This is a genomic window from Thermodesulfobacteriota bacterium (genome assembly GCA_039028315.1).
Classification (GTDB): Bacteria; Desulfobacterota_D; UBA1144; order Nemesobacterales; family UBA2774; genus CR02bin9.
On sequence record JBCCIH010000056.1, the window covers coordinates 1 to 11,743 of the forward strand.

An 11,743-nucleotide genomic window follows, 5' to 3' on the forward strand; every position below is an offset into this window, starting at 1 on the left:
CGAAAAACAACCAGCTAATATGAGGAATGATAGGATTACGCAACTGTATATAAAATTATAAATCACTCCGTCCTCCATATTATTTAATACTATTAGTTTATACAAGTTTGAGATTTGTGAAAGGGTCTCTAAAAACTATATATAGTTTTGATAGCTCTAAGCCTGACGAATTACATAAAAAAAGGGGGCTCAGGCCCCCTTTTTTTGTAGCAGAAACTTCTGCTAGATATCTTTCATCTCTCTATCACAAAATTATTGTTTAACTAACTATTTTCTTCCAATATCTCCTTGTAAATATAAACATTGGTATCAAGAGGTATAGAAGATTTGAAGCTCCTGTTGCCCCAGCAGCAGCTATTGAGCAATCGCTGCCGTCTCCTCTAACAGAGACGAATATAAAATTATCAAATGTCTGCAGTAATGAAGTTACTACGGATCCGAACACAAAATCTCCTCTTTGATTTGGGGCAATATAGATAATCGTTATAGTGGCAGTTTGACCTTCATTAATGTCGCCAAGGCTGCATATAATTACAGGATCAGTACCAATAGTACACATACCTTGCGAGCTAATTACGCTGTCTACGTTAAATTCCGGCGGGAATGTTGCTTCGAACATAACATCCAAAGCGTCTGCTCTGACCTGAATTTCATCTGTTCCGTTGTCCAAAGTAACCATCCCGTTTATTGGATTAACGGTAATATCATAAACAGCTGTGAATGTTCGATTCCTTTGAGCTCTGATTTCTTCTCTCTCAGGGTCTATTGAAATGGAGACCACAGGATTAACCAAAGTTAGAGTTGTTGTCATAAGTTCAACATTTCCAGGGTTAGCATTTAAGGTTGCATTATTAACAATTATGGTCGGAGCGTCATTGAATACATCAGGGTCAGGCGTTACAACAACTGTTATAGACACTTCCTGCCCAGGCGCCATATCCGGTATTTCACAAGTGGCGTTGTTAGGATTAAATGGAGTATCAAAGACGCAATCTACACCAGGTATATTGGAAAGAATCTCATCGCCTATTACGCCATCAGGGAGATTGTCAGTAAATAACACGTCTGTGGCAGTAAAGTTAGTGTTATTGATTATTGTTGATTCGTACCTTAGCTGCTGACCTGCCACAACAGGATCTGGATCATCAGTTGTGGTAAAGCTTAATCCACTTAGGATCGCTGTGTTTGTAAAACTACAGGAAACAGACTCATCCGCGTCCAGGTCAATTGTTACAGTTCTTGTACCTAGGTTTGTTGTTGATCCCATATCATTACATACTAAATCTGAAAGGAAAAACCCTCCTGGATTGACACTAGGATCTCTCTCGCTAACTGTGTATGTTCCTGGAGCAACATCAGTAAATGTCATGTTTTGTCCATCATTTAGCATAAAAGTGCCGTCTGGCGCCGTTATATCTTCATCAAATGTAAAATTCGTTGCACCTGCGGGATCCGTGATTTTCTCAATAACAATTGTGCCATTAGCCGTATTTGTGAAATTGCAGGTGATGTCATCATCATCCTCGTCAATCTCAATAGTTACAGACCTATTTCCTAGGTTTACGGTTGTATCAGAGCTATTGCAAGTAATATTAGTTAATGTATATCCGGGTGTTACATTTTCTACTACTGTATAAACACCGCCAAGTACATTTTGAACCACCAGCCCAGTTGCACTTGTAATTGTGAAACTCGACTCCCCAGGAATGTCAGATGTGAACCCGAACTGCTGCGCATTATCTACAGGGTCTGTGATTTTGTTTATTCTAATTGTTGCGTTACCGTTGTTTGTATAGGTAACGATCATGTCACATGCTTCAATCGCGTCATCCAAAGTGATGGTCGATACACCTGTTAGATTATTGGAAACTACATCACTACCGTCACATTCATCTTCATTAGAAGTAATTACCAAATCGGTTCCCATTGGCACCATCTCGGTTATTGTGTAGACACCATCAGCTAAATTATCAAATAGCTGCTGTTCTCCACCATCAAGTTCAAATTCTGTTGGAGCAGTTGTTGAAGTGAAGTCGAAGGGCCCTTGTCCGGCTGGAGTAGTTGCTTTAACTACAGTTATGCTGTTTTGTGCTTGTGAAAACGTTGGTGTTGCAATTACTGCTACCAAAGAAAGGAAAATAACACTAAGTGAACATACTATTAATTTTTTCATCCTTTTCTCCCCTATACTACATAGATTGTATAGTTTGGATTATAACAGAACATATTGATCAATGTAAGTATTTATGAATTAAATTAAACGGTCTGTATATTGCCATTTGTAGATCATGCTTCTTGCTGGTTCTGTAGGATCAGTTTTTTTGTAAAATTAGTAAAAATTGTATATTTTGCTTTCAATCTATATAAAGCACCTTGAGATCATAAACATATGACTATTTATAACCTAATTAGCTTCGTCGGTATTTTCATCCTCTTAGGTTTTGCTTGGCTATTTTCTACAAACAAGCGAAATGTTAACTATAAAGTAATAATCTGGGCTTTAATAATACAGTTTATATTTGCGGGATTTATTTTTTTAGTACCCCCCGGTGCTAAGATCTTCTTGTTTTTAAATGAGATTGTGGTCTTAGTATTAAATTCAGCATCTGCAGGCTCAGAATTCTTATTCGGCAGACTCGCTCTAGCCCCAGGCTCCACAAATCAATATGGAGAGGAGTCTATGGGCTTTTTCCTTGCATTTCAGGCGCTTCCGACAATCATCTTCTTCTCCGCCCTAGTATCTATACTGTACTACTACAATATAATGCAGAGGGTCATAAAAGGTTTTTCATACGCGTTTACCAAACTAATGAATATCTCAGGAGCAGAGTCTTTAAGCGCGGCCAGCAACATATTTGTCGGCATTGAGTCAGCCCTTACTATTAAGCCCTACTTAAATGATATGACCCGCTCTGAGCTATGCACAGTTCTTACGGCTGGTATGGCAACGGTTTCCTCTAACATACTAGCACTTTACGTGTTCAGCCTTCAGAGCCAGTTCCCTACAATTGCAGGCCATCTTATCTCTGCCTCAATTCTCTCAGCCCCTGCAGCTGTTGTGATGTCTAAGCTGCTGGTTCCGGAGGATAATTCGCCAACAACTTTGGGCACAAATGTAAATCCATATTACGAGAAAGAGGGCAGTTTGTTTGAATCTATAATAAATGGCGCTGAAAGCGGGGTTAAGTTAATTATTGGTATTGTTGCCCTTCTTATTGCAATCCTTGGTCTTGTGGCGCTATTAGATCTGATAGTAGGTGGGGTGGGTACCCATATTAATAGCTTTATTGGAATAAATATTGACTGGTCTTTAAAAGGATTTATGGGATACCTTTTTTACCCATTTACTTTAATAATTGGAGTTCCGTATTCAGACGCGTATACGATTTCTAAAATTATCGGTGAGAGAACAATCGTTACAGAAGTAGTGTCTTACAACGATCTTGCATATGCAATTGAGAATGGTCTTCTTAATGATCCGCGTTCTCAAGTGGTTGCAGCCTATGCAATTTGTGGGTTTGCCCACATAGCTTCCATGGCAATTTTTGTAGGCGGTGTGGCTGCGCTAGCGCCGTCTAGAAAAAAGGATATAGCCGCTATGGGACTTAGAGCTCTAGTTGCTGCAACCCTTGCTTGCTTAATGACTGCCTGTATTGCAGGAGTCTTCTTCACAGAAAAATCCATTCTGTTTTAATCCACCTGGCTTCATACGAACGTACTATTTTTTAGACGCTGATTTTTAGCGAATTTTGCCCATTAGTGGCATATGAATGAACTGTTTTTATGCAGGCGTTCGTATTGTAAGTTAGGAGGCTCATATTGAGAGAGCAGAGTACGAAAGAAAGAATTTTGGATTCGGCCGAGTTTTTATTTGCAAGTAAAGGATTAAAAGAGACTTCGGTCAGAGATATTACTTCCCATGCCAATGTCCACCTGGCAGCAGTGAACTATCATTTTCAGACAAAGGACGGGCTTTTAAAAGCGCTTATGGACAGAAGAATAGAGCCGCTTAACCGCCAAAGACTGGAGCTGTTAGAAAAATATGAAAACCGCTTTGGCGAAGACACAGTTCCGGTTGAATACGCTCTTTATGCGCTATTAGCGCCTGGTATACGGATGTGTTTTGAAGAGCCTCACTTTTTAAAAATAACAGGACAAGTGGTCTCTCATCCCGATGAGGAGACCTATACAATATTTGTTACAAATTTTGAGGGAGTCTTTTCACGCTTTAGAGATGTGCTTGCGGTTTCGCTGCCGCATATATCGGAAGAAGAACTTATGTGGAGGATCCATTTTTTAACAGGGTCTATGATCCACACATGGACAAATCATAGAGGGCTTACGGCTCTATCGAGCGGAGTTTGTGAGCTTGGAGATCAACAAGAGCTAGTGAATAAATTAATAGCTTTTTGCTCAGCTGGTTTAAAAGCACAGAGCTATGTTCACCCAAAAGAAGATGAGCAGGTTTAAGAGATTAAAAAAAATCATAATCGATGGAGGAAGCAGAATAATGAAAGCTACAGCTTTTGAGACGGCAGTAGATGACTATGGAGCAGAGAATTTTGAATTAATGGATGGGCAGGAGTATGGAAGCACTTCGATTAATGAGGATATTCTTAATAACGAAATAGAGTATGGCGAAAAACCTGTAAAAACTAATACCAAAGAAAATAAATACGACAACAACAACGAGCTCAGACTTGTTAATGCTTACTTTAAGGAAGTTGGGTGTGAGACCCTATTAAAGGCAAAAGATGAGATAGAGATTTCGGCTAAGATAAAAGAGTGTGATTTTCAGGCAAGAGCACTAATAAAATCAATTCAAAAAACAACTGGACTAAAATCAACTCACACTATGGAGCAGTATGTATCAGAGCTAAAGTGCATGGTGGAGGAGCCGTCCTTTAGATCACAATTCAGCTCAGAGCAATTTGAGAGCATTCAAAAGCACGCAGCTGTCCTTGATGCGTATGTGAAAAAGGCAAATCAGCTGAGAAACTTCTTTGTAAGAGCAAATCTCAGGCTCGTCGCAAGTATGGCAAAGAAATACGTTGGCCGCGGCATCCCGTTTTTAGACCTGATACAAGAGGGCAACCTTGGACTAATAAAAGCTGTTGAGAGGTATGACCACACTAAGGGCTATAGATTTTCGACCTACGCCTGCTGGTGGATTAATCAGGCTATGAACAGAGGAGTGTTCAGCCAGACAAGGACAGTTAAGATCCCTGCCTACGTATTGGAGAAGGCTGGTAAGGTCTGGAGTGAGAGGGCAAAATACGTAGAGGAGCACGGGCGTGAGCCGCACCCAAGGGAGCTTGTAGGAAAAGTGGGTATGAGCTTGGAGAACGTTAGGCAGGTTCTTGAATCACACAACGGAAGAAACATGGTTTGTCTTGACTCTCCTGTTTGGAACGGCGAGAAGGCTACTTATATGGATTACATGGAAGATGCAGATACTCTTCCTGTAGACACTCTGATCGCAGAAGTGTCTATTCCATCGAGCATTGAGCACGCTCTTGAGCTTCTAGATGAAAGAGAGCGTGAGGTGGTTAAGATGCGTTTTGGTATCGGCTATAATCAGCCTGCTACATTAGATGAGATAGGTAAGAGTTTTGGACTTACCAGAGAGAGAATCAGGCAGATTGAAAAGCTGGCGTTAAAAAAAATAAGAGAATCTTCATCTGCTCCGGCACTTAAAAGTTTGATTGAAAAAAATTAAAGGAAGAAGGCGATCCATTTGAGGTGGGTGGAGGGTACCTTAAATGGACCGCTTCTTTTTTCTCTACTGTGTTTGCACTTAATATTCAGAAAATAAAATTTTTTATAAAAAAGACTTGACATATATTTTTTTAGTGATATTATTTTACCAACTAGTCAACTAAAGGTTAAACAAATGGGAAGAACAAGCACAGCAAAAGAAAAATTAGTTACAAGCGCAATAGAGCTTATTGGCAACAGAAGCTATAACGCAGTAGGCGTTCAGGAGTTATGCAATCATTCAGGAGTGAAAAAGGGAAGTTTTTACCACTTTTTCCCATCAAAAAGGGATTTAACTCTCGAGGCTCTTGATGTTATGTGGGATAGTTTCAAAAAAGAGATGCTGGATCCGATATTTAAATTAGATCTGCCGGCATATGAAAAATTCAATGTTTTAATCAATAAATCCTATGAATATCAGTCAATTACAAAGGACTGCACTGGCTGTATGAGTGGCTGCGGAATTGGCAACCTAGCTCTTGAGCTAAGCACTCAGGACGAGATAATCAGGCAAAAAATTGAGCAGATCTTTGAAGAATGGGCTCAGTATTTTGAAAATACCATCATAGATGCCATAAATGAGGGCGATATTTCTATTGATACAGATCCTAGATCAACCTCTCAAGCAATTCTGGCATATATGGAGGGCGTTTCATTAATGGGTAAAACCTTCAATGACCCTACAATGATTACAAGATTGGGCGAAGGGATATCAAAATTGTGTATTAGTAAGAGGAAAATAGAGCCAGAAGACAATAACTAAGAAGTAGATAATATATTTTTTGGCCAAATAACAAACCAACTGGTCAACTAATAAAATCAAGGCAGGAGGCTAACAGAATGAAAGATTTAAGAGTAGACAACGTTTCAGCGGTACCAAATTTAAGCATGAACTATCCTTTGGTCGATATAGATAGTGCAAAGGATGAAGCGCTTGTAGAGCTTTTTGTAGATTCACACAATGAAGATGCGTTCACGGAGCTTGTTAACAGGTATTCTGACAAGGTATACAGGCTTGCATACAGAATTACCCAAAACCCCGATGACGCTGAAGAAGTGCTGCAGGAAGTATTCATTATTCTTGTAGAGAAACTTGGCACCTTCAGAAGAGAGGCCCGCTTCTCCACTTGGCTCTATAGAGTTGCAGCAAACGCGAGCTATATGTTTTTAAGAGGCGGCAAAAAGGATAAGCAGAGCCAGGTTAGTATTGATGACTACAAACCATATAATGACCATGGGGTTCTCGAAGGAGTGGCAGATAATGACTGGAGCGATATACCTGATTATAAACTCCTTAGTATGGAGGGCTCTGAGTTGATTGAAAAAGCTATAAATGAGCTTCCAGAGGAATACAAAATTGTGTTCCATATGAAAGACGTTGAGGGAATGACAAGTAAAGAGATTGCAAAGACCCTAGGGCTTAGTCTTGCGGCAGTTAAGTCAAGAGTTTTAAGAGCCAGACTTTTCCTAAGGGACAAGCTCTCAAGCTATTACTCTGAGTGGGGTAAAAATTAGAGTTAAGATTTACTGTTAGGCAGGATTAAGGATTGTCTCAAGCTCTCCTGACTGGAAAAGCTCGACACAAATGTCGCATCCGCCTATGAATTCGCCGTTTACATAGAGCTGCGGGATTGTAGGCCAGTTTGAATAATCCTTAATTCCCTGCCTGATCTCAGGGTCAGCCAGCACATCTACCGTCTCATACATAACATCATAGGAATCAAGGATCTGTACAACTCTTGCAGAAAATCCGCACTGCGGCATCTCACGGTTACCTTTCATAAATAAAATTACTTTGTTGTTTTTAATCTGATCACCAATTTTTTGCTGTACATCTGACATGTATTATCTCCCTATTTCTGTTTTTCCCACTGCTCAGGTGTGAATGTTTTAAGTGAAAGCGCATGAATTCTCTCTTTCATAGCATCTCCTAAAACAGAGTACACAAGCTTATGTCTTTCTATAAGAGACTTTCCTTCAAACTCAGTAGATACAATCAGAGCCTCAAAATGAGTTCCGTCCCCATCTACATTTACAATCACATTAGCCATACCGTTTTCTATCATTTGTTTTATATCGTTTGGATCCATGGGGGATATTATAAATGGTTTTGTTGTCCTTTCAATAACACTATGCAACTAAACATTGCAAAATACCCTGGAGAATCTATAATTCCCTATTGTCTGATTCTTTAAAACAGATTTGGTAATAAGCAACTATTAAAATAGTCTGACCGGAGGAATTATAATGAAAGTTAGTGAGATAATGACAGAGCCTGTTCACGTGATCACAGAGGATAGAACGCTCGAAGAGGCCGCTCAGAAAATGTTACATAATAGTGTTGGAGGTCTTCCGGTGGTTGATCATGATGGCAAAATAGTTGGGATGCTTACTGAATCAGATTTTTCTGCAAAAGAACACGCCATACCGTTTTCAAGAAATTATGCGCCTCAGCTATTTGGCGAGTGGATGTCAAAAGAAGGGGTCGAGAAAGCTTATGAAGAAGCCCGCAGCGTGGTGGTAAAAGAAATTATGAGCAGCCCTGCTGTTACAATCACTGAGGAAGAAACAGTAGCCGATGCAATACGTAAAATGCTAGACCATAGTGTTCATAGGCTGCCAGTTGTTAAAGATGATGTTCCTGTGGCTATGATCTCAAGGCATGATCTGTTGAAAATGGTTGTTCAGAAATTTGAAGGTTTTAAATAGTCAGAGCTCATATGGGCAAGTTCGGAGTAAACGAGGAGAAAGAATCCGCGCTACTTAAAAAAATGGATGAGCTTGGGATTACTGATAATGATCTTGACGAAAAGTTCATTCGCTCTGCCGGGCCCGGCGGACAAAATGTTAATAAAGTAGCAACCTGCGTCCAATTAAAACACATACCAACTGGTATTAGCGTTAAAGTACAAGATGATCGATCCCAAGGAGTAAACCGTTTTTTAGCCCGCCGTCTTCTCACATCTAAGCTAGAGGAGCAATTAACCGGCAAACCCACAAAAGAGCAGCTTAAGATTGCAAAGATCCAAAAGCAAAAGAAAAGAAGAAAAAGACGAACCAAAAGTAAACTTGAATCTATAGATTAGAACTAATAAAGTACTTCAGTAAGAGCAGAAGATATGGAGGGTAATCATGAATATCAACAAACTTAGCTACTACGGGCTTTTTGTAATGCTACTTGCGGTAACTCTGAGCTATGCATGCAGCAAAGAAACTCCCACTAATATGGCTGATGCAGCAGCCACTATAAAAAGTGACTCAGCCAATCACACTCAAACTACGGATGAGAATGCATTTACACCAATTGTTATGTCAGTACTTGCTCCACCTGTCCCGGTATTAGGATCAGATGGAAAATACCACTTATCTTATGAACTATTTCTCACAAACGCTAGTACTTTTGATTGGCAAGTCGTCTCAATTGAAGTGCTAGACGGCGCTGCAGTTGATACTGTGCTCGACACTGTTTCTGGAGAGCAAGTTACAAATGATATGCAGCAAGTTGGCACAAGACAGCCCGTTAATATGCTAGATCCCACACAGAGCGGCCTCGTATTCATAACATTTAGTGTCGATGCTGAGAATATTCCAGACTCTTTAGTTCACAGGCTTACGATTACAGGTACAGATGGCCTACCCCCTTTTGTTAGCTCATTTCTACAGTTACCTAAAGACCAAAAAACCCTATCAGAGCTTGGCGCGAGATTTGATGTACTAAAACAAGATGTTGTAGTTCTTGGAGCCCCGTTCAAAGGCAAAGGATGGGTAGCTGTTAACGGATGCTGTGACTCATATACACATATGAGATCAGCACTGACTTTAAACGGTCAAATATTTATTTCTCAGCGCTATGCAATTGACTGGATGCAGATCGATGAGGAGAACCGCCTTTATGTAGGCAACCCGCAAGACCTAAATAACTGGGTTGGATACAATGCGGATATTCTCGCTGTCTCAGATGCCAGAGTAGTAACAGTAGTTGATCAGTTTGAGGACCAGATACCGTTCGTGCTTCCCACAGAGTCTGGCGCAATCACGCTTGAGCAAATTGATGGAAACCATGTGATATTGGCTCTACCAAATGGGCAATATGTATTCTATGCACATCTAAAATCTGGGAGCATATTGGTTAAAGAAGGCGATACTGTTACAAAGGGGCAAGTGATTGCTAAACTCGGGAACACAGGCAATACAAGTGCTCCGCACCTTCATCTTCATATAATGCAGACAGCTTCATCACTTGGATCAAACGGTCTACCTCACGTATTTGAAGAGTATAAGCTTACTGGTCTTACTACTGATGAATCCTTCTTTGATAAAGGACTTGAAGACAATACGCCATTTGTTGATGAAGATACTGACACTATCGTTGGAAATAGTATAGATATTCTTCCCGCTGCTACTTCAGGAATTCACACGGAAGATTTACCGCTTAATCTCAACATAGTTGAATTCCAATAGGTATTTGAGAACACCTTCCAAAATCTTAGATAAAATATTATAATAGGGAACATGGGTTAAATCTGGATCATATTCCAATAACGTAGATATTTATATGAGTGGATGGCTCATACAAAGGGGGAAATTCCAAATGGCGAAGCTCACTTTAATTAAGGGAAAACCTATAGCAACACTAATATTATCCATTGCTATTTTGATGGGCGGTTTCTTAGTCTTGCCCACTACAGCAGTAGCTCAAAATGATGATACTTGTGCCACAGGCACACTTGATCCGGGAAATGGCAGTCAGGATCTTTTAATTTCCGCTCCCTGTAATGTTGGAGCTGGCGAATATATGTATGGTAACGTCAATATCATCAACAACGGCGTGCTCAACTTTGTGGACGAAGGATCAAAGACTGATTTTTGGGCCAAATCAATATTAGTTGAAGCAGGCGGCACATTGAGAGCAGGTGAGATGAGTGACTCAGGTGCTTTCGGAGCTAATGGCGGCACACTAACTATATACCTATACGGGGCGAAAGATGATTTGGCGGGGATTGAATGCAAGTCTCCTGAGCAGACCCCTGGAGTTCCTTGCGGCATTGAGAGTGATATATGGAATTCAAACACATTTTCAATGAACCCTACTTCCTGTGTGAAGAACAATTTGCCGGGAGGTGTTAATAATGAATGTTTTTATCAGTACGGCACTCCAGATCCAGTAACTGGTGAGACCGGAATGTTTGGTTCTAAGGTTCTTGCAGTATCCTACAACGCAACCCTTGAGATGTACGGCAGCAAGGGAGCATCTTATAGCAGCCTCCCATCTTCTAATTCAGGTGCAAGCTGGGCCAGGTTAAATACTAATGGAATATTAAATAAAGGAGCAACAAGCCTAACACTTGATAGAGACGTTGACTGGGACATAGATGATTACATAGTAGTAACTACTACTGACTTTCTTCCCGGTAATTCAGAAAAGCTTAAAATCACTGGTAAAACAAGTAATAGAGAATTCAACTTCATAGTTGTTAATCCACACACTAATCAAGAAATTCCGGGTGGACTACAAAACCCGCATAATGGAAAGACTTATCCGATAAGCACACCTACTCGTTTAGATCAAGATATTACCGAGGCAGAAACACGAGCCGCTGTAGCACTTCTTTCCAGAAGTATACGCGTCGTATCTGCGGGCAATAATGCCGGAGATATGTTTGATTCTGCAACACCAGGCAATTTCTTTGGCGGACAGACTATGTTTAGGCAGGGATTTCAAAAGGTGCATATCCAAGGGGTTGAATTTTATCAGCTAGGGCAAGGAGGGCGTAAAGGTCGCTACCCGGTTCATTACCACCTAGCCAGAAGAGTTCCTGACGGAACATTTGCCAGAGATAATTCAATACATGACTCAATGACCAGGTGGGTTACCATACACGGCAGTCAAAATATTGAATTGTCCCGTAACGTAGGATTTATGTCTATCGGCCATGGCTATTATCTTGAAGATGGTACTGAAACAGACAATAAGCTTTACTCAAAC

General features: G+C 40.4%; 12 protein-coding genes. 9 read left to right on the forward strand and 3 right to left on the reverse strand.

Annotation, left to right across the window (positions count from 1 at the left end; translation table 11 throughout):
• Window positions 1–259: 259 nt before the first annotated feature.
• Window positions 260–2,173, reverse strand: coding sequence for a hypothetical protein (locus AAF462_04975; protein MEM7008470.1), 1,914 nt, complete (start codon window positions 2,171–2,173; stop codon window positions 260–262).
• Between the two features lie 216 nt (window positions 2,174–2,389).
• On the opposite strand from AAF462_04975, the gene AAF462_04980 reads away from it, so the two are divergent.
• From AAF462_04980 to AAF462_05000, 5 genes are all read left to right on the forward strand, one after another.
• The gene (locus tag AAF462_04980) at window positions 2,390–3,694 is read left to right on the forward strand and encodes a nucleoside transporter C-terminal domain-containing protein (GenBank protein MEM7008471.1); all 1,305 of its coding nucleotides are present in this window, start codon (window positions 2,390–2,392) and stop codon (window positions 3,692–3,694) included.
• A gap of 125 nt (window positions 3,695–3,819) precedes the next feature.
• A complete protein-coding gene (locus AAF462_04985) occupies window positions 3,820–4,470 on the forward strand; it encodes a TetR family transcriptional regulator (GenBank protein MEM7008472.1) in 651 nt (216 codons plus the stop codon).
• Window positions 4,471–4,510: 40 nt separating this feature from the next.
• The gene (locus tag AAF462_04990) at window positions 4,511–5,719 is read left to right on the forward strand and encodes a sigma-70 family RNA polymerase sigma factor (protein ID MEM7008473.1); all 1,209 of its coding nucleotides are present in this window, start codon (window positions 4,511–4,513) and stop codon (window positions 5,717–5,719) included.
• 174 nt (window positions 5,720–5,893) lie between these two features.
• The gene (locus AAF462_04995; GenBank protein MEM7008474.1) at window positions 5,894–6,520 is read left to right on the forward strand and encodes a TetR/AcrR family transcriptional regulator; all 627 of its coding nucleotides are present in this window, start codon (window positions 5,894–5,896) and stop codon (window positions 6,518–6,520) included.
• Between the two features lie 77 nt (window positions 6,521–6,597).
• Window positions 6,598–7,272, forward strand: coding sequence for a sigma-70 family RNA polymerase sigma factor (locus tag AAF462_05000; GenBank protein MEM7008475.1), 675 nt, complete (start codon window positions 6,598–6,600; stop codon window positions 7,270–7,272).
• 15 nt (window positions 7,273–7,287) lie between these two features.
• Here AAF462_05000 and grxD read toward each other — a convergent pair whose 3' ends face one another.
• Complete coding sequence (gene grxD / locus AAF462_05005) at window positions 7,288–7,599, reverse strand: Grx4 family monothiol glutaredoxin (protein MEM7008476.1); 312 nt, start codon at window positions 7,597–7,599, stop codon at window positions 7,288–7,290.
• Window positions 7,600–7,610: 11 nt separating this feature from the next.
• Window positions 7,611–7,847 (reverse strand): BolA/IbaG family iron-sulfur metabolism protein, encoded by a 237-nt coding sequence (locus AAF462_05010; GenBank protein MEM7008477.1) that lies wholly within the window; start codon window positions 7,845–7,847, stop codon window positions 7,611–7,613.
• 157 nt (window positions 7,848–8,004) lie between these two features.
• On the opposite strand from AAF462_05010, the gene AAF462_05015 reads away from it, so the two are divergent.
• From AAF462_05015 to AAF462_05030, 4 genes are all read left to right on the forward strand, one after another.
• Window positions 8,005–8,466, forward strand: coding sequence for a CBS domain-containing protein (locus AAF462_05015; protein ID MEM7008478.1), 462 nt, complete (start codon window positions 8,005–8,007; stop codon window positions 8,464–8,466).
• An 11-nt stretch (window positions 8,467–8,477) separates the two neighbouring features.
• Window positions 8,478–8,843, forward strand: a complete 366-nt coding sequence (locus AAF462_05020) for a peptide chain release factor-like protein (GenBank protein ID MEM7008479.1) — start codon at window positions 8,478–8,480, stop codon at window positions 8,841–8,843.
• 46 nt (window positions 8,844–8,889) lie between these two features.
• The gene (locus tag AAF462_05025; protein MEM7008480.1) at window positions 8,890–10,218 is read left to right on the forward strand and encodes a M23 family metallopeptidase; all 1,329 of its coding nucleotides are present in this window, start codon (window positions 8,890–8,892) and stop codon (window positions 10,216–10,218) included.
• Window positions 10,219–10,348: 130 nt separating this feature from the next.
• On the forward strand, window positions 10,349–11,743 hold a 1,395-nt coding region (locus AAF462_05030), incomplete at its 3' end, for a hypothetical protein (GenBank protein ID MEM7008481.1).

Bases quoted from the DNA above. Each gene is read 5' to 3' on its own strand.
- grxD (MEM7008476.1), bottom strand. From the start codon at position 7,599: ATGTCAGATGTACAGCAAAAAATTGGTGATCAGATTAAAAACAACAAA.
- AAF462_05000 (MEM7008475.1), top strand. From the start codon at position 6,598: ATGAAAGATTTAAGAGTAGACAACGTTTCAGCGGTACCAAATTTAAGC.
- AAF462_05015 (MEM7008478.1), top strand. From the start codon at position 8,005: ATGAAAGTTAGTGAGATAATGACAGAGCCTGTTCACGTGATCACAGAG.
- AAF462_05025 (MEM7008480.1), top strand. From the start codon at position 8,890: ATGAATATCAACAAACTTAGCTACTACGGGCTTTTTGTAATGCTACTT.
- AAF462_05020 (MEM7008479.1), top strand. From the start codon at position 8,478: ATGGGCAAGTTCGGAGTAAACGAGGAGAAAGAATCCGCGCTACTTAAA.
- AAF462_05010 (MEM7008477.1), bottom strand. From the start codon at position 7,847: ATGGATCCAAACGATATAAAACAAATGATAGAAAACGGTATGGCTAAT.
- AAF462_04975 (MEM7008470.1), bottom strand. From the start codon at position 2,173: ATGAAAAAATTAATAGTATGTTCACTTAGTGTTATTTTCCTTTCTTTG.
- AAF462_04990 (MEM7008473.1), top strand. From the start codon at position 4,511: ATGAAAGCTACAGCTTTTGAGACGGCAGTAGATGACTATGGAGCAGAG.
- AAF462_04995 (MEM7008474.1), top strand. From the start codon at position 5,894: ATGGGAAGAACAAGCACAGCAAAAGAAAAATTAGTTACAAGCGCAATA.
- AAF462_04980 (MEM7008471.1), top strand. From the start codon at position 2,390: ATGACTATTTATAACCTAATTAGCTTCGTCGGTATTTTCATCCTCTTA.